Origin of the sequence: Plantactinospora sp. B5E13, assembly GCF_039871775.1 — a bacterium.
GTDB lineage: Bacteria > Actinomycetota > Actinomycetes > Mycobacteriales > Micromonosporaceae > Plantactinospora.
The window spans coordinates 1-23,203 of sequence record NZ_JBDPLT010000024.1 but is presented as its reverse complement, the minus strand read 5'-3'; the positions used below and the strand labels follow the sequence as shown (position 1 = coordinate 23,203).

Here is a 23,203-nt window from a genome sequence, read left to right as displayed (position 1 = left end):
AGCGGCACCTGCCGGAGGTTACCAACCCGGGGCCGACACGCCGAGGAAGCCGGGCACCTTGACGGCTGTGATGGAAATGATTTCCAATTGAATTAATGGCTCAACGTGGAAGGAAAGGACGTCGAACGTGAAAGTCTCCTTTGTCGGTAAGGGAGGTAGCGGCAAGACCACCCTGGCGGCGCTCTTCACCCGCCACCTCGCCGCGGCCGACCCGCCCGCCGGAACCCGCGGTCCGGATCCCGGCGGCCCGGTCGGTCCGGGCCGTTCCGGCGGTCCGGACGAAACGTCCGGGCGGCCGCCGCTGCTCGCCATCGACGCGGACATCAACCAGCACCTCGCGGTCGCGCTCGGCGCGACCGAGACCGAGGCGGCCCGGCTGCCCGCACTCGGCGACCACCTCGCCGAGATAAAGGAGTACCTGCGGGGCGACAACCCCCGGATCTCCTCGGCGGCGGCGATGGTCAAGACCACCCCGCCGGGGCGCGGCTCACGGCTGCTCACCGTCGACGGCGTCAACCCGGTCTACGACCGCCTGGTCCGCGAGGTGGGCGGGGTACGGCTCGCGGTCACCGGTCCGTTCGGCGCCGAGGACCTCGGGGTCGCCTGCTACCACGCCAAGGTCGGCGCGGTCGAACTGCTGCTCAACCACCTGGTCGACGGCCCGGGCGAGTACGTCGTGGTGGACATGACCGCCGGCGCCGACTCGTTCGCCTCCGGACTGTTCACCCGGTTCGACACCACCTTCCTGGTCTGCGAGCCGACGCTGCGCAGCGTCGCCGTCTACCGGCAGTACGTCGGTCACGCCCGCGCCTTCGGGGTCCGGGTGCACGTCGTCGGCAACAAGGTCGACGATCCCTCGGACGTCGACTTCCTCCGCGAACACGTCGGGGCCGACCTGCTCACCTGGCTGACCCGGTCACGTCACGTCAGGAATGCGGAGCGGGGCGCCCCGGAGCCCCTGGACACCCTGGAACCGGCCAACCGGGCGGCCCTGGACACGCTCCGGGCGACCGTCGACGCCCAGGACCGGGACTGGGCGACGTACCACCGGCACGCGGTCGAGTTCCACCTGCGCAACGCGGTGGCCTGGGCCAACGAACGGGTCGGCGAGGACCTCGCCAACCAGGTCGACCCGGAGTACGTACCCGGGCCGCGACTCCCGGTCCACTGACCGGCACCCGCTCCCGGTCCACTGACCGGCACCCGTACCCGTAATCCGAACAGAAGGAGTTCAGCATGTCCCTCGACGTACCCACCACTCTGCTGGAGCGGGCCGAAGCCGGCCAGGTCGACGACGCCGAGTTCGTCGACTGTGTCCGGCAGTCCCTGCCGTACGCCTGGGCGGTGGTCTCCGAGGTGGCCGCCCGGGCGCACGCCACCGCGGCCGACTTCGCCGACCACGCGGTCCCGCCGCCGAGTGAGGCCGACCGTGGGCAACTGCTCCGGGCGCTGGCCAGCGACGCTATCCGGGGTGGCCTGGAACGGCACTTCGGGGTCCGACTCGCGTTCCAGAACTGCCACCGGGTCGCGGCGTTCAAGCCGGCCGCGGTCGGCGGTGTGACGTACCAGCGGTTCGTCTCCCCGCTGGCCCAGATCCGCAACCAGTCGCCGGAGCTGCGCGACTGCTGAGGGTGGGCAGGGCTTGGTCCGGTCGCCGCCGGCGACCGGACCAAGCCCTGCCGCACCGCGTCGCCGTGGCACCCACCCGGCTACGTCGGTCAGGTCCGGTCCGGGCGGCGTCGGGTGACGACGATCGCCAGGGTGCCGACCGGCAGCGGCAGGAGGCCGAGCAGCACGCCGAGCAGCAGCCCGGCCGCGCCGGGGCCGCAGGTCCGAGAGAGCTTCCGTCCGGTACGAAACATGAAGCAATCCTCGCGACCCTTTCGGATTCCGCAGGCGCCAATGAGCGGATACTGCCTTTCGGGGCACCCGGTCGCCGCCGTCCCCGCTGGCCCGGTCCATGGGGTCCGAACTCATCTTGATATCGGCAAATGTGTGACTCCGCGCCATGTCGCCGGTTCGTCCATCGGTCGTAACGTCTCGGCAACTTTGGAGTGCTCGTCCCCCCGGCGGCTGGCCAACCGGCCCGCCAAGCCCCGCACCCCCGTCCGGAGGCCACCACCCATGCGCCGCTACCCCGCCCTCCTGGCCCGCCTCGCGCGGGCCGCCCTCGTCCCCGTCCTGGCCGCCGCGACCGTGCTCACCGTCGCCGCGCCCGCGCAGGCCGCCACCCTCACCCAGGTCACCGGCTTCGGCTCCAACCCCGGCAACCTCACCATGTACGCCTACCGCCCGGACGGCCTGCCGGCCGGCGCGCCAGCGGTCGTCCTGTTGCACGGCTGCGCGCAGAACGCCAACGGCTACTTCAGCAACTCCGGCTGGCGCAAGTACGCCGACCAGTGGGGATTCGCGCTGATCGTGCCGGAGCAGAAGTCGGCGAACAACGCGACCTCCTGCTTCAACTGGTTCGAGACCGGTGACACCAGCCGGGGCCAGGGCGAGGCGCTGTCGATCCGGCAGATGGTCGAGCACGCCCGGACCAGTTTCGGTGTCGCCGCCGACCGGGTGTACGTCAGCGGACTCTCCGGCGGCGGGGCGATGGTCGCCGCGATGCTGGCCGCCTACCCGGACGCCTTCGCCGGCGGTTCCGTGGTCGCCGGTATCCCGTACCGCTGCGCCACCACCATGGTCAACGCGTTCAGCTGCATGAACCCGGGTGTGAACCGTACCCCCGCCCAGTGGGGCGACCTGGTCCGCAGCGCGTACCCGGGCTACTCCGGGCCCCGGCCCAGGGTGGCGATCTGGCACGGCGCTGCCGACTACACGGTGGCGACGGCGAACGCCACCGAGTCCCGGGACCAGTGGACCAACGTCCTCGGCGTCTCGCAGACCCCGACCGGCACCAGTTCGCTGCCCGGCGGCACCACCCTCGAGACGTACGGCGCCGACCAGGTACGGGTGTACCGGGTCGCCGGGATGGGACACGGCACGCCGGTCGACCCGGGCTCCGGTGCCGACCAGTGCGGCAGTACGGCGGCGTACTTCCTGGACACCATCTGTTCGGCGTACCGGGACGCGCTCTTCTTCGGCCTGGACTCCGGCGGCAGCCCCGGTGACCCGGGAGATCCCGGCGATCCCGGTGATCCGGGTGATCCCGGTGATCCGGGTGATCCCGGTGATCCGGGTGACCCTGATCCGGTCTGTGTCACCGCCAGCAACTACGCGCACGTCCAAGCCGGCCGGGCGTACCAGTCCCTCGGCTACACCTACGCGGCGGGCTCCGGCCAGCTGATGGGCCTGTACAACACCTTCCTCAGCACCGAACTCCGGCAGACCGCACCGGGCCACTGGGTGATCGGCTGCTGATCGGCCGGCCGCCGGTACGGCACCGCTGACCGGTCGACCGGCACGGCATCTTCGCCCAACCGACCGGCACGGCGTCGGGGCGCGACAGGCCCTCCGCGGACTCCGCGACCCGACGCCGTCCGGCCGTAGGCAGCCCGCACCGTTCGACCGCCCGGCCAGCCCGCGTCACTCGGACGGTGCGGGACGACAGGCGGTCGCGCCCGGTCAGCCGGATCCGGCTCAGTCCAGGGCGGCGCGCAGCGCGCCGGCCAGGTCGGGGTGCTCGTGCCGGAAGCCGGCCCGGTTCAGCACCCCGGGAAGCACCCGGAGACTGCGCAACGCCTCGACCGACATCTCGCCGAGCAGGATCCGCAACGCGACCCCGGGGACCGGCATGACCGTCGGCCGGTGCAGCGCCCGCCCGAGAGTCCTGGTGAACTCGGCGTTCGTCGCCGGCGCCGGACCGACCACGTTCACCGGCCCGGCGATGTCGTCGTGGGTCAGCAGGAAGCTCAGCGCGGACATGCAGTCGGCCATCGAGATCCACGGGATCCACTGCCGGCCGTCGCCGAACGTGCCGGCGATACCGAGTCGGTACGGCAGCAGCTGCGGCTTGAGGAACCCACCGGTACGGTCCAGCGGCAGGCCGAGGCGCAGTCGTACCACCCGGATCCCGGCCTGCTCGGCAGGGGCGGTCGCCGCCTCCCAGACCCGGCACAGATCCGCCATGAAACCGTCCCCGGCCGGGGCGTCCTCCTCGACCGGGCGGTCACCGGTGTCGCCGTACCAGCCGATCGCCGAACCGTTGAGCAGCACCTGTGGCCGCTGGCCCGCCGGCAGGGTGGCGATCGACCGGGCCAGCGTCGCGGTGGTGTCGACCCGGCTGGCCCGCAGCAGGTCCTTGAACTCGCTGTTCCAGCGCCGGTCGCTGATGTTCGTACCGGCGAGGTTGATCACCGCGTCGGCGCCGGAGATGGCCGTCGGGTCCAGTTGCCCGGCGGCCGGGTCCCACCGGACCTCGTTCCGGTCCCGGACCGGGCGCCGGACCAGCCGGACGATCTCGTGCCCCGCCGTCCGGAGCCGATCGGTCAACCGGGTGCCGAGGAAGCCGGATGAGCCGGCGAGAACGATACGCATGCCGGTATCTTCGCCCACCCGGGTGCGCGGCGCCGTGGGTCGGGGGTCGTACCCGGGCGGGAGGCCCGCTGCGGACGCGCGCGGGGAGGGCCGGAACAGACGCCAGGGGCGCCCGGCCGACGGCCGGACGCCCCTGCGGGGATCTGTCGGATCAGGCGAGGCCGAGCTCCGCCTCGAACTGGCCCGCCTCGAGCCGCTCCTTGATCGCCGACAGGAACCGGGCGGCGTCCGCGCCGTCGATCAGCCGGTGGTCGTAGGAGAGCGCGAGGTAGACCATCGAACGGGGCACGATCACCTCACCGAGCTGCGGGTCGGTGACCACGACCGGACGCTTCACCACGGCACCGGTGCCGAGCATCGCCGACTGCGGCGACGGCACGATCGGGGTGTCGAAGAGCGCACCCCGGCTGCCGGTGTTGGTCAGCGTGAAGGTCGCCCCGGCGATCTCGTCCGGGCTGATCTTGTTGGTCCGGGTCCGGTCGGCCAGGTCGGCGATCCGCCGGGCCAGGCCGGCCAGGTTCAGGTCGCCGGCGTTGTGGATGACCGGCACCATCAGGCCCCGCTCAGTGTCGACCGCGATGCCCAGGTGCTCCGCGTCCGGGTAGGTGATCGTCCCGCCGTCCAGGTCCATCCGGGCGTTGACCACCGGGTACGTCTGCAGCGCCTCGACCGCGGCCAGCGCGAAGAACGGCAGGAACGACAGCTTCACGCCGTGCCGCTGCAGGAAGCTGTCCTTGGCCCGGGCCCGCAGCTTGGCCACCTTGGTGACGTCGACCTCGACGACGGTGGTGAGCTGCGCCATCTCGTGCAGCGACTCCTGCATCCGCTTGGCGATGACCGCGCGGATCCGGGGCAGCTTCTGGGTGCTGCCCCGCAGCGGGCTCGGCACCGCCTTCGGGGCCGCCTCGGCCGGTGCGGCCGGCGCCGCCGGTGCGGCCGCCTTGGCTGCCTTGGCCCGCTCCGCCGCCTCGAGCACGTCCTGCTTGCGGATCCGGCCACCGACACCGGTGCCGGTCACCGTACCGAGGTCGACACCCTGCTCGGCGGCGAGCTTGCGGACCAGCGGGGTGACGTAGCCGGCGCCGTTCTCGCCAGCGGCCGGCGCGGCCGGCGTAGTGGGCTTGGCGGCCGGTTCGGCCGCCTGCTCGGTGCGGACCGGCTGGGTGGACCGCTCGGTCTCCGGCGCCGGGCTCTGGTATCCCGCCCCGGCCGGGGCCGGCTGGGCCGCCGCCTGCGGCGCGGCGGGCTTCGCGGGCTCCGGTGCTGCGGCGGGCTTCGCCGGCTCGGGTGCCGGGGTCGGCTTGGCGGCCGGCTCGGCCGGCTTGGCGCCGATCACCGCGAGGTCGGCGCCGACCGGGGCGGTCTCGTCCTGCGGCACCCGGATCTCCAGCAGCGTCCCGGCGACCGGGGAGGGGATCTCGGTGTCGACCTTGTCGGTGGAGACCTCGACCAGCGGCTCGTCGACCTCGACGGTGTCGCCGACCTCCTTCAGCCAGCGGGTGACGGTGCCCTCGGTGACGCTCTCGCCGAGTGCCGGCATCTTGACAACGGTGCCCTCGCCGCCGGCCGACGCGGTCTGCGCCGGGGCGGTCTCGGGCTCGGCCGGCTGCGCGGGCTCGGGCTGTGCCGCCGGCTCGGGCTCCTCGGCGGTTTCCGGCGCCTCGGCCTGGGCCGGGGCCGCCTGGGCCGGAGCGGCCTGCCCGCCCTCCCCGTCGATCACCGCGAGTTCGCTGCCGACCTCGGCGGTCTCGTCCTCGCCCACCACGATCCGGGCCAGCACCCCGGCGGCCGGCGAGGGGATCTCGGTGTCGACCTTGTCGGTGGAAACCTCAAGCAGGGGCTCGTCGACCTCGACCCGCTCACCCTCCTGCTTCAACCAGCGGGTGACGGTGCCCTCGGTGACGCTCTCGCCGAGCCGGGGCATGGTGACCGATACCGGCATCTTTCAAGACTCCTTCGTGGCCTGTGGATCCTGGCCCGGTTGCCGCCGGGCGCCGCGGGAAAACTGTGGTCAGGCGTGCGCGTGCAGCGGCTTGCCGGCCAGGGCGAGGTGGGCCTCGCCGAGCGCCTCACTCTGGGTGGGGTGAGCGTGGATGAGCTGCGCCACCTCGGCCGGGTACGCCTCCCAGTTGACGATGAGCTGCGCCTCGCCGACCAACTCACCGACCCGACCACCGACCATGTGCACGCCGACGACCGGGCCGTCCTCGACCCGGACCAGCTTCACGAACCCGGCGGTCTTGAGGATCTGGCTCTTGCCGTTGCCACCGAGGTTGTAGTTGTACGTCTTGATCTTGTCGGCGCCGTACTGCTCCTTGGCTCGGGCCTCGGTGAGCCCGACCGAGGCCAACTCCGGGTCGGAGTAGGTGACCCGGGGGATGCCGGCCTCGTCGATCACGGCCGGGTTGCGGCCGGCGATCTCCTCCGCCACGAAGATGCCCTGCTGGAAGCCACGGTGGGCGAGCTGCAGGCCGGGCACGATGTCACCGACGGCGTAGATGTTCCCCACCCCGGTGTGCAGCCGCTCGTTGGTCAGCACAAAACCGCGGTCGATCTTGACGCCCTGCTCCTCGTACCCGAGGTTGGCGGTCGTCGGGCCACGGCCGACGGCGACCAGCAGCAGTTCCGCCTCGAAGGTCTGGCCGCCCTCGATGGTCACCTTCACACCGGAGTCGGTGTGCTCGACCTTCTCGAAGCGCTTGCCGACCGAGAACTTGATGCCGCGCTTGCGGAACGCCCGCTCCAGCGCCTTCGACGACTCCTCGTCCTCGGCGGCGACCAGCCGGGGCAGCGCCTCGACGATCGTCACGTCCACGCCGAAGGACTTCCAGACGCTGGCGAACTCGACACCGATGACGCCGCCGCCGAGGACGATCGCCGAGGTCGGCACCCGGTCCAGGGTCAGCGCGTGGTCGCTGGTGATCACCCGCTGGCCGTCGACCTCCAGGCCCGGCAGCGTACGGGCGTACGAGCCGGTGGCCAGGATGACGTTCCGGCCGGTGTAACGCTGCCCGTTGACCTCGACGGTGTCCTGGGAGACCAGCTTGCCGGCACCCTCGACAAAGGTGATCTTCGCGCTCTTGACCAGCCCCTGCAGACCCTTGTAGAGCCGGGAGATCACGCCGTCCTTGTAGGCGTTGACCCCGGACATGTCGATGCCGACCAGCTCGGCCTTGACGCCGAACTGCTCGGACTCCCGGGTCTGGTCGGCGATCTCCGCCGCGTGCAGCAGCGCCTTCGTCGGGATGCAGCCGTTGTGCAGACAGGTGCCGCCGAGCTTGCCCTTCTCGATCAGCGCGACCGACAGGTCCAGTTGCGCGGCGCGCAGCGCGGCCGCGTACCCGCCGCTGCCACCCCCGAGGATGACAACATCGAAGGTTCCGCCGTTCGGCTCGGTCACAGTTAACTCCCAGGTCGCGTCGCTGCTACGAGGGGGATGCCGGGCAACCGGACATACCGCCGCCCCCGGTCGGGGTTCTCCGCCCGGAGGGGCGTGGACTCTCGCCGGCCTGTCTGTACGTACCGGTGAGCGCCCACCTCGGTCATCTTGTCACTTGTGTACGCGGGCCGCGTACCGAGGTGCCCAAGGACACGTCGTCGGGACGTACGCTTGCCCGAAGTCGCCAGTAACACCACGGGGCCGACGTGGTGGGGAGGAGAGCTCGGGTGGCCTGGTTTCGCCGGCGCAAGAAGGCGGTTGTCGGGGCAGGTGATCGTCCGGCCAACCGGGCTGATCTTGAGCATCTCGAACAGTTCGTCCGGTCGAGACGGGGTGTCGAGGCGTTCATCGAGCCCCGGACCACGGTGACCGAGACCACCGTGATGCTGATCGCGCACGACGGTGAGTGGACCCGTCGACGTATCGACGGCCCGGAGGGCGCCCGCCGGTTCGCCCACAAGATGGCGATCCCGATCTACGACGTCCGGCTGGTCGGCTACCCGCAGCGGATGCGCGACTACAACGAGCGCCGCAAACGCATGACCAGCTGACCCCACGCCGCCCAGCGCGGTCCGCGACCGGCCCGGCGGGCGGAGCCGGGTGACCCACGCACGGGGCCGGATCAGCCATGGGAGCCGAACGGTCACGGGTGGGGCCGGGTGACCCACGACGGGATCGAGCCTGACCGCCCAGAGTGGGTCACCCGGCCCCACCCGCCACCCCGACCCGATCCCGGGCCGGCGCGCCGCGAACAGCACGCCGCACCGGCCCGGGGGAAAGCGCGGCTCAGCCGTTGGCCGCGATGTCGTCGACCAGCTCCAGCAGGGTCCGGACCGGCACCCCGGTGCCGCCCTTGCTCCAGTACCCGGTCGGCTCACCGGAGTGGTAACCCGGGCCGGCGATGTCGATGTGCGCCCACGGCACGTCCTCGGTGACGAACTCCCGCAGGAAGACGCCACCCTGCAGCATGTGCCCGGCCCGGTCCATCCCCGCGTTGACCTGGGAGATGTCCGCCACCTCGGAGTCCATGCCCTTGCGTACGTCGTCCGGCAGCGGCATCGGCCAGGTCGGCTCCCCGGCCGCGTCGCCGGCCGTCTGGACCCGCTGGCAGAACTCGAGGGACCCCATCACGCCGGCCACCCGCTTGCCCAGCGCCACCACCTGGCCGCCGGTCAGCGTCGAGGTCTCGACCAGGTAGTCGCAGCCGTCCTCGCAGGCCCGGGCCATCGCGTCACCGAGGATCATCCGGCCCTCGGCGTCGGTGTTCAGCACCTCGACCCGCTTGCCGTTGTACATGGTGACCACGTCACCCGGCCGGTACGAGGTGCCCGACGGCATGTTCTCCGCCATCGGCAGGTACCCGGTCACCGCGACCGTCGGCTTCAGTTCGGCGATCGCCAGCAGGCTGGCGGCGACCGCCGCCGCACCGGCCATGTCGGACTTCATCTCCCACATGCCCTGGGCCGGCTTGATCGAGACACCGCCGGTGTCGAAGGTGATGCCCTTGCCGACCAGCGCGACCCGCTTCGTCGCCGCGCCGACGCCGGCGGCCGCCGGGTCGTAGGTCAGCTTCACCAGCCGGGGCGGGGCCTCAGAACCCTGGCCGACCGCCAGGATGCCGCCGTAGCCACCGGCGGCGAGGGCCTGCTCGTCGAGGACCTCCACCCCGAGCCCGGCCTCCCGGGCGGCGGCGGCGACCGAGTCGGCGAACGACGGCGGACGCAGCTCGTTCGGCGGGGTGTTCACCCAGTCCCGGGTCCGGGTGACCGCGCGGGCCACCACCGTGGCGCGGGTGATCTCCGCCTGGGCCCGCTCGTCGGAGGCGTCCGGCACGTGCACCGCGACCGAGGAGACGACCGGGCGGCGGGTCGGCTGCGGCCGGGTCTTGTAGCCGGCGAACCGGTACGCGCCGAGCAGCGCGCCCTCGGCGACGGCCCGCAGCGCGGCCGGGAAGTCCTCGTCGTCCGGAACAGGCAGGGTCAGCGCGACCTGCTCGGCGCCGGCGAGTGCCCGGACGGCGGCGGCGGCGGCCCGGCGCAGCGTCTCCGGGGCCGGCGCGGCACCGGACGGCTCGGCGCCCAGACCGACCGCGACGACCAGCGGCGCGGTGACCGTACCGAGGGTGGCGAGCTTGATCACCTCGCCGGGGCCGCCGGTGGCCCCCAGCAGCGCCAGGGTCTCGGTCAGCCGACCGTCGAACGCCGCGGCGATGCTCTCCGCGCCGCTGGCCAGCAGCAGCATGTCGGCGAAGGAGGTCGTCGGCCCGGTCGTCGCGTCCGTGGTCTGGCTGTGCAGGCCGATCACGACGGCGTCGACGGCGAGTTCGGCGGGGTCGGTGTCGACCAGGCTGAGGGTGGTGCTGGGCGATGTCACTCGGCGGCTCCGGTACGGGCACGGCCGGCCGCCTGGTGTGCGGTCGGCGAAGATGGTCTCCGGCGAACCTACCCGCCGGAAGAATGGCCTGTCCCGCCGACGGTCCGCCGGACGGGTCCCGCCGATGCTAACCAGGCGTCCCGGCGCAGGTAGGTTCCCACCCATGACCGACGTTACCCAGGTGTCCGGCCCGACCCCGGAACCTTCCGCCGACCAGCTCCGCCACTCGCCGCTGCACGAGCGGCACGTCGCGCTGGGCGCCAAGTTCGCCGCCTTCGGCGGCTGGTCCATGCCCCTGGAGTACGCCGGCGGCGGGGTCCTCGCCGAGCACACCGCGGTCCGTACCGGGGTGGGTGTGTTCGACGTCTCGCATCTGGGCAAGGCCCGGGTCACCGGCCCGGGAGCCGCCGACTTCGTCAACGCCTGCCTCAGCAACGACCTGGGCCGGATCGGCCCCGGCCGGGCGCAGTACACGCTCTGCTGCGACGAGACCACCGGCGGGGTGGTGGACGACATCATCGCCTACCTGTACGCCGACGACCACGTCTTCCTGATCCCGAACGCGGCCAACACCGCCGAGGTCGTACGCCGGCTCCGGGCCGCCGCCCCGGCCGGGATCACGGTCACCGACGAGCACGAGGCGTACGCCGTACTGGCGGTGCAGGGGCCGGCGTCGACGCAGGTGCTGGGCAGGCTCGGGCTGCCGACCGGGCACGACTACATGAGTTTCGCCGCCGCCGACCTCGACGCCGCGTCGCTCGTGGTCTGCCGTACCGGGTACACCGGCGAGCACGGTTACGAGCTCGTCGTCCCGGCGGAGGCGGCGACCCGGGTCTGGGACGCGCTGCTCGCGGCGGGCGAGCCGGACGGGATCCGGGCCTGTGGCCTCGGCGCCCGGGACACCCTGCGCACCGAGATGGGCTACCCGCTGCACGGCCAGGACCTGTCGCTGGAGATCACCCCGGTGCAGGCCCGGCTGGGCTGGGCGGTCGGCTGGGACAAGCCGGCGTTCTGGGGGCGGGAGGCCTTGCTCGCGGAGAAGGCGGCCGGTGCCCGACGGACCCTGTGGGGGCTGGAGGCGGAGGGCCGGGGCATTCCGCGTGCCGGGATGACGGCCCTGGTCGGCGACACCGAGGTCGGCACGATCACCAGTGGGACGTTCTCGCCGACCCGCAAGCTCGGCATCGCCCTGGCGCTGCTCGACACCGCGGCCGGGCTGGCCCAGGGGGACCGGGTCGAGGTCGACGTCCGGGGACGTCGTACGCCGATGCGGGTGGTCCGCCCGCCGTTCGTCCAGCCCTCGGTCAAGTAACCGCCCGGCGGGGCGTCCACGTCGCCCGACCGGCGCGGCACCAACCCCGGGGTCGGGGCGGCCCGGCCCGCGACGGGATCAAGCCTGACCGCCCAGAGCGGGTCGGGTTGCCCCGACCCACCACCGGGACCGCGACCCGGGCCGGCCCCCTGCTGGCGATCAGCGTTGGGAGCGGTCGCCGGCGTCGAGGACCGCCTGGGTCCAGCCGCCCTCGACCACGCCACTGCCGTCGAGCAGTGCCCAGTCGACCACGTCGACGACGTCCACCACGACGGGCCGACCGATCCGGACCGCCGGGTCGGTGGCCGCGTCGCTGGCACTGGCCCCGATGATCCGTTCCGGGGTGGCCCAGGAGGTCACTCCGGCCCAGACGTACTCCGGTCCCTCGTCGGTCGGCAGCGCGTACTTGACCAGCAGTTGCACCTCCGCGGGCAGGCTGCCGGCCAGGAACCGTTCACGGATCCCCGGCAGGCCGTCCCGGGCGGTGGCGATCGCCTTCGCCATCGCGTCGTCGGGCCGGGCGTACCGGACGTCGGACTGCCCGGCGCCGAAGAGGGCGGTGCAGACCGCGGCGAAGTAGCCTCCGGTCGGGCCGGGATGGCCGACCGGGGGGAGCAGGGTCAGGAACGAGTCGGCGTCCGGGTCGGTCGCCGGGTCCAGTTCCAGCCGCAGCGCCGCCGGCCGGGTGCTGTCGTGCGGCTGCGGGTTGCCGTACGCGACCGCGATGTCGTGCCCGGTGACCGAGGTGACCACCGGAAGGGGGACGAAGGCCGGCACCTCGTTGTCGGTCAGTCCGTCGGTCCAGGCCCGCAGCAGGCGGCGGGCCACCCCGGTCATCACCGCCCCCCAGGCCCGGGTGAGGTGTGTCGGCACCTCCTGCGCCTGCAGTTCCAGCAGGCCGAAGCGGCGCAGTCCCTTGGTGGTGAACCAGAGCCCGCCGTCGTCGGACGAGTACGGCACCAGCACCCAGTCGATCAGGCGTACCCGTCCCTCGGCGTCGGGCAGGGACCGCAGCGCGGTCGCGGGGTCGAGGAACTGCAGCGCGAAGACGTCCACGACGTCGGCCCCGAGGTGCTCGGCGAGCGCGGCGGCGACGGTCCGGGCGGCCCACTCGTGTGCCGGTGGCCAGCCGGGCCGGTAGCTCGCCTGGACGACGACCAGGTCGGTGGCGGCGGCGAGCCGGGCGAGTTGGGGCTCGGTGGCGCCGAACGCGGTGAGCAGGTCCGGCGGCAGGTGCGGGAACTCGCTGACCGGTCGGGTGTCGACGCTCATCAGCGGGCTGGCCAGCATCTGCCGGGCGAGGTCGTACACCGGCCCGGAGATCCGCCCGGCGAGCCCCGCCAGGACCTCGGCGGGGGCCGGGCCGGGCTGACCCGAGGTCGGTACCAGGTAGGTGGCGGTCAGCGTTTCCGGTACCGGGACGGGCAGGAAATCATCGGTGATCAACATTCGTCCCCCCGCTCGGCCGTGTGCCGGTCTTCGTTTTTGCGAACGCTACCCGTGTTTCGCCCCAGATGGACGCGGATCGGGTCAGCCGTTCAGCGGGTCAGCACCAGACCCAGGTAGCAGAGTGTGGTGCCGACCTCGACGGCGGCGCCGAGCACGTCACCGGTGACGCCGCCGAACCGGCGTACCGCGTGGCGCAGGGCCAGCAGGGCGATCGCGAGCGCGCCGGCGACCGCGAGCGGCCCCTGCCAGGGCCGGCCCGGAACGGCGGCGACGGCAACGAGTGCGACGGCGGTGGTGGCGACGGCCAGCACCACCGGGCCGACGGTGCCGGCGACCAGGGCGCCGAGCCCGTCCGGCCGGGCCGCCGGCACGCCGCGGCGGCACGCCCAGCTCACCGCGAGCCGACCGGTCGCGGTGCCGACCACCACCGTCGCGGCCAGCGCCGGCCACGGTCGGGCCGCCAGCGCCGCGAGGCACGCCGTCTGGACCAGGAGTACGAGGACCAGCGCGGCGACGCCGAACGGGCCGACGTCCGGCTGCCGCATGATTTGCAGGGCGGCCGGCCCCGTCCGGTACGAGCCGAGCGCGTCCACCGTGTCGGCCAGCCCGTCGAGGTGCAGTCCCCGGGTGAGCAGTGCCGCCACGGCGACGGTCACCCCGGCGGCGACCAGGGGTGGGGCGAGCGTGGCGAGTCCGCCGAGCACGGCGGCGAGCAGCAGACCGAGCAGGGCGCCGACCAGCGGGGCCAGCGCCATCGCCGTACCGGCGGTGGCCCGGTCCACCCGGCCGACCCGCAGCGGGGCGACGGTGAAGGTGGTCAGGGCCAGCCGGCCGCCGGCGACGAGTCGCCCGTCAGGCACCGCGGGCGCTGGTCGCCGCCGAGGCGGTGTCGGCTCCGGTGCCGTCGTCCGGCGCCGCCGGGTCGTCCGGGGCCGCCGTCTTGTCCGGTACGGCGGTCGGGCCGGGGCCGGCCGGTCGGGGCTCGGCGAACTCGCTGTCGTCCGACTCCACCGGCTCCCGCTCCGACTCCTCCGACCCGGTGGTCTCCTCCGGTTCGGCGGCCTCTTCCAGCTCGGCGGTCTCCTCCGGTTCGGCGGTCTCCTCCGGCCGTGCCGCGGTTTCGGCGCCGGCCGGCCCGTCCGAACCAGGCCGGGCCGGCAGTCCACCGGCCAGGGTCAGCCCCGCCCGGAGCAGCGGCAGCGCGGCCAGCGCGGCGGCGCCCTCACCGAGACCGAGCCGCAGGTCCAGCAGCGGTTGCAGGTCGAGCACGTCGGCGGCGAGCCGGACCGCCGGGTGGTCGCCGTGGTCCGGCAGCAGGCACCAGTGCCGGGCCTGGCCGGCGAGGTCCCGGCTGACCAGGCCGGCGGCCACCCCGACCGGCCCGTCGAGCAGCACCGGGGTACGACGCGCGGTCGCGCCGAGCAGGATCCCGGTGGCGACCGCGATGTCCCCGCCGCCGAGTTCGGCGAGGACGTCCTTCGCGTCCCGAGGGCTGCGCCGGGTCCGCTGCAGCGCGTCCCGGACCGCCGCACACCGGGCCATCCACGCCGTGTCGTCCACCTGCCCGTCCGGGGTCACCACCCGGCCGAGCACCGCTGCCGGTTCGGCGCCGGCGTTCGCCGCGAGCACGGCCGCCGCCGCCGCGTCCGTACCGGCGCCACAGGCCGCCAGCACGAGCAACTCGACACCCTCGTCCACCGCGGCCTCGGCAAGCCGCCACCCGTAACGCAGTGCCGCCTCGACGTCGTCCACCGGCAGGGCCGGACCGTGCTCCATCGGGGCGGCCGCCGGAGCCTCGACGACCTGGAGAGTGGCGCCGGCCTCGGCGGCCAGTTGGGCGAGCGGTCCGGATCCGGTCCGGGCCTGGGCCACCCGGCGGGCGGATTCGCCGGGCACCGTTCCGGCCGCGGCGCCGCCGGCGTGGTCGCCGTGCAGCAGCAGCACCCGTACCGAGCGCCACGGTGCCGGGGTCGCGGTCCGCTGGGTCGCGGCGGCGAACTCGACGACCCGGGCCAGGGTGCCGAGTCCGGAACCGGGCAGGTCGAGGGTGGCCAGCCGGTCGAGCGCGGCCGGCCCGGTCTGCTCGTCCGGCATCGGCAGTTCCATCCCGGGCTGGATCACCAGGCCGGTGGCGACCATCGGCAGGGCCATGGTCGGCGCGGTCCAGGCCGTCCCCGGCTCGGCTCCGGACGGCTCCGGCGCGGTGACCGTCGGCCGCAGGACCTCCGGCACGGCGCCGAGGACCCCGGTCCAGGCCGACGCCGGCGTACCGGCGTCGGGCACCACCGGGTCCGGCCGGCCGGCCGGACCGGCGTCGCGGTCGGCGCCGGGCTGCGCCGGTACGTTCGCGCGCGGAGCCGCCGTCGCGACCGGTGTTCCCGGCTTGAGCCGGGTCGGCTGCCCGGCGATCACCAGGACGACGGTGTCACAGGCGTCCGCCACCGTCTGGTTGGTGGTGCCGAGCGCGTCGGCGAAGGCCCGGCCGAGCGGGGTGGTCGGCACCAGCGACAGTCCGACCTCGGGGCTGACCAGCACCAGGCGGGCCGGGCAGTCCCGGACCGCCGCGCCGAGTTCGGCGACGGTGGCGACGTCGTCCGCCGGCTGGTGCGCCGGGTCGAGCAGCACGGTCACCCAGCCACCGAGGTCGTCGACGAGCAGCGTCTCGTCCGGCTCCGCCGACCTGATCAACTCCACCAGCCGGCCCGGGTCCGTACCGGCCTCCTCGGTCGCCCAACCGGCCGGTCGGCGCGACCGGTGCGCCTCGATCCGGGCCACCCACTCGGGGTCGTCGGGGCTGGTCGTCGCGGTGGCGACGTACCGGACCCGGGACGCCTCCCGGACCAACGATTCGGCGAATTCGGACTTGCCGGACCGGATCCCGCCCAGTACCAGGATCCTGCTCCACCCGTCTGCGGACATGCCCGTACCTTAGAGCGCTCGGCTGTACATCCCGCTGTGAGGTGCGGCTCGGTGGCCCCCGGAGTACGCGTCGGGGCGGTCGGCGGACCGCTCGGGCTGGTTGGTCCGGATCGGCCGACTAGGCTGGCGGGGGTTGTCGGCGCGGAAGATCGGCGAGGGGAGACGCGACATGCCGTGGAGCTGGCGGTACGAGGGCGCGGACGGTGCTCCGGTGAGCGGACCGGCCGAGGCGTTCAGCAGCCAGGCCGACGCCGAGTCCTGGATCGGACAGACCTGGCGGGAACTGGCCGCCTCGGGCGTCGCCACGGTGCTCCTGGTCGAGGACGACCGGGTGGAGTACCGGATGAGTCTGCAGCCCGCGGCCGAGTGACCGGGTGATGGCCTTCGACCAGCGGGGACGGGACCGGCTCGTGCTCGGCGTCCCGGCGGCGGCGTTCCGGCCGAGCCCGATCTTCCTCGCCCTGGTCGCGCTCTTCGTGACCAGTGGGGCGATGGCGTGGAACGGGTACGGCAACGTCCGGCTCGACGTCTTCCTCTTTGTCGTCTCCGGCTGGCTGGTCTCCCTCTGCCTGCACGAGTACGCGCACGCGATCGTGGCGTTCCGGGCCGGTGACCGGGGTGTCGCACACCGGGGTTACCTGACCCTCAACCCGCTCAAGTACAGCCACCCGCTGCTGTCGATCATCCTGCCGGTGGTCGTGGTGCTGCTCGGCGGCATCGGCCTGCCCGGCGGCGCGGTCTGGGTCGACCGGCACGAGATCCCCGGCCGGCTGCGGCACTCGCTGGTCAGCCTCGCCGGCCCGGCGACGAACGTGCTCTTCGCGCTGCTGTTGGTGGTGCCGTTCGCGCTCGGCGTGGACGTCTTCGCCGCGCCGGCGTTCTGGGCCGGGGTCGCGCTGCTCGCCTTCCTGCAGCTGACCGCCAGCGTGCTCAACCTGCTGCCGGTGCCGGGACTGGACGGCGGCAACATCGTCCAGCCATGGCTCAACCCGCAGTGGCGGCGGGGCTACGACCTGATGGCGCCGTTCGGGTTCATCCTGCTCTTCGCGCTGCTCTGGAACCCCACCGTCGGTGGCTGGTTCTTCGACGGCGTCTTCGCGGTCGGCGACCTGATCGGGCTCCCCGACTACCTCTACGTCGAGGGGTTGCGGCTGATCCGGTTCTGGCAGGGCTGACCACCGCCCCTGTCGGTGCCGTTCCGTATCCTGCCGGTCGTCCGATCGGGAGGGGAGGCCGCGCCGTGGCCGACGTGATGGCTGTGCAGGTACTGCTCGAGTGCTGCGGGCCGCAGCTGCTGCCCGACGTCCTGACCCGACGTCGCCAGGCGGTCGAGGAGGTGCTGCGGCAGGGCCCGGCGCTCGGCACCGCACTGGTGCGGGCGGTGCTGGACTCCGGGGACGAGGCGCTGCGCCTGGCGCTGGCCGGCAACCGGGGTTTCCCGGCCGGCCATCCGGAGGCGGCCGCCGAACTGGCCGCCTCCGCGACCCCTCCGGTCGCCGTGGCGCTGCTCCGGCATGCCGACGAGGCACTGCGCGCCGAGCTGCTGGCCGGCGCCGACCCGGCGGACCCCTGGTGGCGGCGTCCGGGCGGCTTCGTGCCGACCCTGGTCGACCGGGCCAGGTACGAGTGGGAGCTGGTCACCGACCTGGCCGGCAGGACACCGTTCGAGGAGATCGACCACGTCTTCCTGACCCTGGACCGGCCGCGTACGGTGTGGCGCGAACTGGAGGTGCTGGCCCAGGTCTGGCGGCGGACCGGGCGGGACGGGGTGGTCGGCTACCCCGGGCTCGACCCGCTGGTCGCCGAGACGCTGACCGAGGCGCTCGACGCCGAGGACGACGGGCTGCCGGCCCTGGAACGGGCGACGGCCGAGCTGCGGACCGCCGCCGGCACGGTACGGCTGCTCCGGGCGGTCGGCCGGAGCACCGCCGACCTCGACCCGGACCAGCCGGTGGACTGGCCGGCGGTGCTCGCGGCACACGCCGAACAGCCGTACCGCACCCTGGCCGCCAAGGCCCTGGCCGGGCGTGCCGACTGCCCCGAGGAACTTCGGGTCGACTTCGTGCACCGGTTCGGGGTGCACGTGCTGGACTGGTTTCCGGGGCCGGTCGGCCTGCCGGTGATGCGGGCCTGCGCGCAGGAGCTGGCGAACGGCAGCGCGGTGGTTACCGGCACCCGACTGCTCGGCGAGAAGGTGGCGGCGGCGCTGGAGCAGGGGACGGTGACCGCCGCGCAGGTGGTGGAGGAACTGGCTCCGGTCGGTTGCCTGCCCGGGGTGGCGGTCGTGGCCGCGCCGGTCAGGACGGCGGTAGGGGACCTCGTTGGCGCCACGGTCGGCACCGACCAGGGCGCCTGGCGGGCGCTCTGGAAGCACCTGTCGGGCTGGCCGGGCAACCTGCCGGAGCTGCTGGCGGCGGCGGTCGCGGCGGCGGGCACGGTAACCCGGTGGGCGCACGCCCGCCCGGCACCCGCGCCGGGCGGCAAACCGCCCTCCTGGACACCCGTCCGCCGGGCGATGCGCGACCTGCTGCTCTGCTGCCCGCCCGAGGTGGTGCTGGCGGTCCTGCCGGTGCTCGACGGACGGGCCGCCTACGACCTGCTGCACCGTGGCGCGGTCGGCCCAGACCTCGTGGCGGCCCTGGTCGAGGCCGACAACCTGACCTGTCTGCGCCTGCTCGCCGGCAACCGGGAACTGCCGGCGGAGTCGATCCATCCGCTGTTCGCCTTCGACGACACCGAGATCAATGCCGGCCTGTACCAGAGCCCGCACGCCACCCCGGCGCTCCGGCGCCGGATCCTCGCCGGGCTGCGCCACGACGAGGACTGGCCGGGCGGGCCGGACCGGGAACGGCTCCCGATCGGCGACCAGCTCCGGGCGCACCTGCGGGAGCCGGTCGAACGCCGGTTCATGCTGCCCTGGATCGAGTCGGGGCTGACCGAACTGGCCGTGGAGCTGATGCTGCGTACCCGGGTCCCGACCGCTCTGCTGCAACTGCGGCTGCTGCTGGCGGTCGCCCGCCGGGAGGGCGTACCAGCCGCCCGGGCGCTGCTGGAGGTGGACCTGACCCGACGTGCGTACCAGGGCCATCCGTGGCTGGTCGCGGTCCGCAAGGCGGCGGTCCGGGCACTGGCCGACCCGGACGAGGCCACCGCGGTACGGGCGGTGCAGGCTCTGGTCGACCGGGAGAGTACGCCGGACAAATGGCTGGACCGGCTGCGCCGGGCCGACCCAAGGCAGGGTGACCTGTACATCCTCGACGCCGAGCAGCACGTGACCGACTGGACGTTGCTGCTCGCCGAGCACCGGCGGGAGCCGTTCCCGTACGAGGTGCTGGGCCATCTCGGCAGGCTGCCGGGATGCCCGGCCGAGCTGCTCGCGGAGCTGGCCGCCGGACCGCCGTCGGCGGACGACCCGGGCGGGCCGGTCGCGGTGCCACGGACGCCGGACGGGACCGTCGACTGGACCGGGTGGCCGGAGTGGGCGACCCGGGCGGTCACCGCCGGAACGGTCCCGCTGGCCGAGCTGGCGGCCAACGCCACGCCGGTCGGTGCGCTGCTGCGGGCCGGTGGTGACGCCCGGTGGTGGCCAGCCACGGACGATCCGGTCACCATGATGTGCCGAGAGGTACTCGGCGAGAACCTCGACGCCTGGCTGTTGGCGCTGGACCTGGTCGACAACTTCCCGGGCACCCTGCCCGAGCTGGTGACCACCAGCCGGGCGGCCACCGCCGCCCTGTCACCACGCTGAGCCGGGCGACCCGGGCCGGGGGAGCCGGCCGCCGTCGCGCCCGGTGCGCGCAACGGCCGGCAGCCGGTCGAGACCGGGGTGGCGGCCGACGTCGCGCCGACCGCCACCCCGGGCCGGCGGAGTTACGGCCGGTTGACCGGGCTCTGCGTCTTGGCCGGGTCCCGCTCGACGATCGGGTCGAGGATCTCGTCGATCGCCTTGAGCAGCTCGGCGTCGAGCTTCACCCCGGCCGCCTTGACGTTGTCGTGGACCTGCTCCGGGCGGGACGCCCCGACGATCGCCGACGAGACGTTCGGGTTCTGCAGGACCCACGCCACGGCCAGCTGGGCCATGCTGAGGCCGGCCTGTTCGGCCAGCGGCTTGAGCCGCTGCACCCGGGTCAGCACGTCGTCGTTCATGAAGCGGGCGATCATGTTGGCACCACCGGAGGCGTCGGTGGCCCGGGAGCCGGCCGGCGGCTCCTGACCCGGCAGGTACTTGCCGGTCAGCACGCCCTGGGCGATCGGCGACCAGACGATCTGCCCGATGCCGAGCTCCTCGCTCGTCGGTACGACCTCGGACTCGATGACCCGCCAGAGCATGGAGTACTGCGGCTGGCTGGAGACCAGCTGGATCTTCAGTTCGCGGGCCAGCGCGTGCGCCGCCCGGATCTCCTCCGCCTTCCACTCCGACACGCCGATGTAGTGCGCCTTGCCGGAGTGCACGACGTCGGCGAAGGCCTCCATCGTCTCCTCCAGCGGGGTGGCGTAGTCGTACCGGTGCGCCTGGTAGAGGTCGACGTAGTCGGTCTGCAGCCGCTTCAGCGAACCGTTGATCGACTCCATGATGTGCTTGCGGGACAGGCCACGGTCGTTGCGCCCCGGGCCGGTCGGCCAGTAGACCTTGGTGAAGATCTCCAGGCCCTCCCGGCGCTCGTCCTTCAGCGCGCGGCCGAGCACGGCCTCGGCCTTGGTGCCGGCGTACACGTCCGCGGTGTCGAACGTGGTGATGCCCACGTCCAGCGCGGCCCGGACGCAGGCGAGTGCGGCCTCCTCCTCGACTTGTGAGCCGTGGGTGATCCAGTTGCCGTACGAGATCTCGCTGACCAGCAGACCCGAACGGCCAAGGTGACGGAATTCCATACCTCGACCCTAGTCCGTTCCCGGGAAGTGGATCAGGTTGCCCGGCCGGGGGTGGCCGCAGGTCACAGCACCGGCTTGGTGTCCGCCAGAAGTCGGTCGATCTCCTCGATCACGTCGGTCCGGCTCGGGTGCACCACGTCGATCAATGGCTCGCCACGCCGGTCGAGCGCGCCCCACCGGCCGGCACCGTCGCCGACCAGGAACGCGACCGGGTGGATGACCATGGCCGGATGGGCCGGCGCGACGAGGACCTGCCCGGACTTGTCGACCACACCCTTGCGTCCGCCGGCGTCGACGATGGCCAGGCCCTCGTCGGTGAAGCCGTCGACGTACCGGCCGTCGGTCAGCGCGGTGGCGAAACCGGTGTACCGGGTCGGCAGGAAGACCTTGCCGGTCCGGTCGACCGCGCCCCACCCGCCGCGTCGGACCGCGGCGACACCCCGCCGGAACGGGCGTACGTCCTCGAAGCCGCTCGGGATCACCACCTTGTTGGCCTTGTCGATGGCGATCCACCCGCCGGTCCCGTCCCGGGACACCCAGGCGAGCCCGTCGGAGAAGGAACTGACCGCCAGGTACCCGGCGGTGGCCTCGATGAGCAGCCCACCGGACTCGTCGATCAGCTCCCAGGTCGGGGTCTCCGGGCGGCGGACCCAGGCCGCCCCGTCCCGGAACGGCTGCACGTCGGCGTAGCTCGGGGCGATCGCCAACTGCCCCTCCGGGTCGGCGTACCCCCAGCGCTGCACCTTCTCGCTGAACGTCGGCACCGGCGGCTTGTGCACCTGCAGGATCTCGTCCCGGTCCCGGGGGTACGGGCCCCAACCGTTCTGGGCGACCTTGTTGAAGACCGCGTCCAGCGCCAGTTCGGTACGGGCGATCAGGTCCGGGTCCTCGACCTTGCGCAGCTCCAGCGCCTTCTCGAAGTGGTTGCAGGCCTCCATGTAGCGGCCCTGGTCGTAGCAGGACCGGCCGGCGTGCTCGTGCATGGTGGCCCGGAGCCGGTCCGGCAGCTCGGGCGAGTTGGCCTCGGCGAACAGCCGGTCGGCCTCGGCGAAGTCACCACGCCACTGCAGTACGTGCGCCAGCCGGGCCTGGGCGATGGCGATCCGGCGCAGCTGGCCGGTCGCCTCGGCGTGCGCCAGCGCCAGCTTGCCGTCGGCCAGCGCCTTGCCCAGGTCGCCGAGGATGCGGGAGACGACCGCCCGCAGGCTCAGCAGCCGGGCCCGGGTGCCGTTGTCCTTCGCCGGTTCGAGCTTCTCGGTCAGCCGGTCCCGGATGGCCCGCAGCTCGTCCGGATTCTCGACAAGTTCGCGCAGCGTCTCGTGGTGGAACCGCCACTCGTACGTGGCGAGCACCTGTTCCGGGTCGGCGCTGGCCGGTTCCGGCGCGCTCTCCTCGGGCTCCGGGGCGGCCTTCTGCTCGGTACGCGGCCGGATGATCGGGGTGAGCATGGTGGGGGCACTCAGCGCTGTTGCCGCACCGGCGGCCGGACCGGCCGGGAGCACGGTGTCCGGACTCGCCTCCGCGACCGGTGAACCCGGTGGCGAGGTCGCCAGCGGCGGTCCGGAGACGGGCACCTCGACGCCCGCCTCGGCATCGGCGGCCGCGGGTGCCGGGACAGGCGTGCTGCCGGCGTCACCGGTCGACGGCACCGGGGCGGGGCTGCCGACGGAGTCGTCCATCGGTGGTACCACGCCGTCGGTGTTCTTGGCGGAGAGTGCCGGCGACGTACCGGTGGCGCTCGACGCGGGCGGCTCCGCGGGTGGGACGGCCGGGGGCGCGGTGTCGTCGACGGGCTCGGGTGTCGTACCGCCTGCCGGCTCGCCGGCCGCCGGCGTTCCGGCGGTCGGATCCTCGGCGGCGGCGGTCGGCCCGTCGGCGGTCGGCCCGGTCCGGGCCGGCGTCGCGGCGGTCGGCTCAGCCGGTTCGTCGAGTGGGCGGTCCGCCGTACCGGCGGCACCCGCCTCGGCCGGAGCTGGTCCGGGCGTCGGGTCGGTCTCCGGCGGTGCTGGCGTGGCGGGGGCGGCGTCGGCCAGCGGCCCGGATCGGGCGTGGTCAGCGACGGGTCCGGTGGTTGGCATGAAGGGTACGGAAGTCTCACTTGGATCGGCCGCATCGCCGGATCCCGGCCGTGGGCCGGCCGAGGCCGGTTCGATCGGGGGACCGGACGAGGGTGCGGGCGAGGCGGGTTCGATGACAGGAGGGGCCGATGGCGCCACGTCCGTCGGCGGGGGCGGTGGAACGGGTACGGCGGGAACCGACGGGGTAGGTCCGGCGGCGGACGGGACGGCGTCGGGCGCCACCGGCGTGGTTCCGGACGGAGCGGGGGTCGGGGCGGGCAGGAACTCCAGCCGCAGCCCGCG

Annotated in this window: 18 protein-coding genes; 8 read left to right on the top strand and 10 right to left on the bottom strand. The window is 73.6% G+C overall.

Features of this window, described 5'->3' with window-relative positions:
• Positions 1–127: 127 nt before the first annotated feature.
• Both ABGB05_RS21580 and ABGB05_RS21575 read left to right on the top strand, forming a co-directional pair.
• Positions 128–1,171, top strand: coding sequence for an ATP-binding protein (locus ABGB05_RS21580; RefSeq protein WP_347655268.1), 1,044 nt, complete (start codon positions 128–130; stop codon positions 1,169–1,171).
• A gap of 65 nt (positions 1,172–1,236) precedes the next feature.
• The gene (locus tag ABGB05_RS21575; protein WP_347655267.1) at positions 1,237–1,629 is read left to right on the top strand and encodes an SCO5389 family protein; all 393 of its coding nucleotides are present in this window, start codon (positions 1,237–1,239) and stop codon (positions 1,627–1,629) included.
• Positions 1,630–1,718: 89 nt separating this feature from the next.
• Here ABGB05_RS21575 and ABGB05_RS21570 read toward each other — a convergent pair whose 3' ends face one another.
• Positions 1,719–1,862: a hypothetical protein gene (locus tag ABGB05_RS21570; RefSeq protein WP_347655266.1), complete on the bottom strand. Its 144-nt coding sequence runs from the start codon at positions 1,860–1,862 to the stop codon at positions 1,719–1,721.
• 262 nt (positions 1,863–2,124) lie between these two features.
• On the opposite strand from ABGB05_RS21570, the gene ABGB05_RS21565 reads away from it, so the two are divergent.
• A complete protein-coding gene (locus tag ABGB05_RS21565) occupies positions 2,125–3,366 on the top strand; it encodes a PHB depolymerase family esterase (protein ID WP_347655265.1) in 1,242 nt (413 codons plus the stop codon).
• Between the two features lie 219 nt (positions 3,367–3,585).
• On the opposite strand, the gene ABGB05_RS21560 is transcribed toward ABGB05_RS21565, so the two are convergent.
• The 3 genes from ABGB05_RS21560 to lpdA all read right to left on the bottom strand — a co-directional run bounded on the left by ABGB05_RS21560 (position 3,586) and on the right by lpdA (position 7,882).
• A complete protein-coding gene (locus tag ABGB05_RS21560) occupies positions 3,586–4,482 on the bottom strand; it encodes a TIGR01777 family oxidoreductase (protein ID WP_347655264.1) in 897 nt (298 codons plus the stop codon).
• Between the two features lie 151 nt (positions 4,483–4,633).
• Positions 4,634–6,424 carry a 2-oxoglutarate dehydrogenase, E2 component, dihydrolipoamide succinyltransferase gene (gene sucB, locus ABGB05_RS21555; RefSeq protein WP_347655263.1) on the bottom strand — a complete coding sequence of 597 codons (1,791 nt, stop codon included), beginning with the start codon at positions 6,422–6,424 and terminating at the stop codon, positions 4,634–4,636.
• A gap of 69 nt (positions 6,425–6,493) precedes the next feature.
• A complete protein-coding gene (gene lpdA / locus ABGB05_RS21550) occupies positions 6,494–7,882 on the bottom strand; it encodes a dihydrolipoyl dehydrogenase (protein WP_347655262.1) in 1,389 nt (462 codons plus the stop codon).
• Between the two features lie 266 nt (positions 7,883–8,148).
• Between lpdA and ABGB05_RS21545 the strand changes: the two genes are divergently transcribed.
• Positions 8,149–8,472, top strand: coding sequence for a hypothetical protein (locus tag ABGB05_RS21545; RefSeq protein ID WP_347655261.1), 324 nt, complete (start codon positions 8,149–8,151; stop codon positions 8,470–8,472).
• Between the two features lie 235 nt (positions 8,473–8,707).
• On the opposite strand, the gene ABGB05_RS21540 is transcribed toward ABGB05_RS21545, so the two are convergent.
• Positions 8,708–10,294, bottom strand: a complete 1,587-nt coding sequence (locus ABGB05_RS21540) for a leucyl aminopeptidase (protein WP_347655260.1) — start codon at positions 10,292–10,294, stop codon at positions 8,708–8,710.
• 163 nt (positions 10,295–10,457) lie between these two features.
• Between ABGB05_RS21540 and gcvT the strand changes: the two genes are divergently transcribed.
• Positions 10,458–11,606 carry a glycine cleavage system aminomethyltransferase GcvT gene (gene gcvT, locus ABGB05_RS21535; protein ID WP_347655259.1) on the top strand — a complete coding sequence of 383 codons (1,149 nt, stop codon included), beginning with the start codon at positions 10,458–10,460 and terminating at the stop codon, positions 11,604–11,606.
• Between the two features lie 159 nt (positions 11,607–11,765).
• On the opposite strand, the gene ABGB05_RS21530 is transcribed toward gcvT, so the two are convergent.
• From ABGB05_RS21530 to ABGB05_RS21520, 3 genes are all read right to left on the bottom strand, one after another.
• Entirely contained in the window at positions 11,766–13,055 is a 1,290-nt protein-coding gene (locus tag ABGB05_RS21530) for a DUF2314 domain-containing protein (protein ID WP_347655258.1), read from the bottom strand.
• 89 nt (positions 13,056–13,144) lie between these two features.
• On the bottom strand, positions 13,145–13,915 hold the full coding sequence (locus ABGB05_RS21525; RefSeq protein WP_347655257.1) for an adenosylcobinamide-GDP ribazoletransferase: 771 nt from the start codon (positions 13,913–13,915) through the stop codon (positions 13,145–13,147).
• Positions 13,908–15,974, bottom strand: coding sequence for a bifunctional adenosylcobinamide kinase/adenosylcobinamide-phosphate guanylyltransferase (locus ABGB05_RS21520; protein WP_347655256.1), 2,067 nt, complete (start codon positions 15,972–15,974; stop codon positions 13,908–13,910). Before ABGB05_RS21520 ends, ABGB05_RS21525 begins: the two co-directional genes overlap by 8 nt.
• Before the next feature lie 169 nt (positions 15,975–16,143).
• Between ABGB05_RS21520 and ABGB05_RS21515 the strand changes: the two genes are divergently transcribed.
• The 3 genes from ABGB05_RS21515 (at position 16,144) to ABGB05_RS21505 (ending at position 19,722) form a co-directional block, all read left to right on the top strand.
• Entirely contained in the window at positions 16,144–16,344 is a 201-nt protein-coding gene (locus ABGB05_RS21515) for a hypothetical protein (RefSeq protein WP_347655255.1), read from the top strand.
• A gap of 7 nt (positions 16,345–16,351) precedes the next feature.
• Positions 16,352–17,149: a site-2 protease family protein gene (locus ABGB05_RS21510; RefSeq protein ID WP_347655254.1), complete on the top strand. Its 798-nt coding sequence runs from the start codon at positions 16,352–16,354 to the stop codon at positions 17,147–17,149.
• A gap of 65 nt (positions 17,150–17,214) precedes the next feature.
• Positions 17,215–19,722 carry a hypothetical protein gene (locus ABGB05_RS21505; protein ID WP_347655253.1) on the top strand — a complete coding sequence of 836 codons (2,508 nt, stop codon included), beginning with the start codon at positions 17,215–17,217 and terminating at the stop codon, positions 19,720–19,722.
• 122 nt (positions 19,723–19,844) lie between these two features.
• Here ABGB05_RS21505 and ABGB05_RS21500 read toward each other — a convergent pair whose 3' ends face one another.
• Together ABGB05_RS21500 and ABGB05_RS21495 are read right to left on the bottom strand one after the other, a co-directional pair.
• Entirely contained in the window at positions 19,845–20,843 is a 999-nt protein-coding gene (locus tag ABGB05_RS21500) for an aldo/keto reductase family protein (protein ID WP_347655252.1), read from the bottom strand.
• Between the two features lie 62 nt (positions 20,844–20,905).
• Positions 20,906–22,921: a WG repeat-containing protein gene (locus ABGB05_RS21495; RefSeq protein WP_347655251.1), complete on the bottom strand. Its 2,016-nt coding sequence runs from the start codon at positions 22,919–22,921 to the stop codon at positions 20,906–20,908.
• Positions 22,922–23,203: the final 282 nt, after the last annotated feature.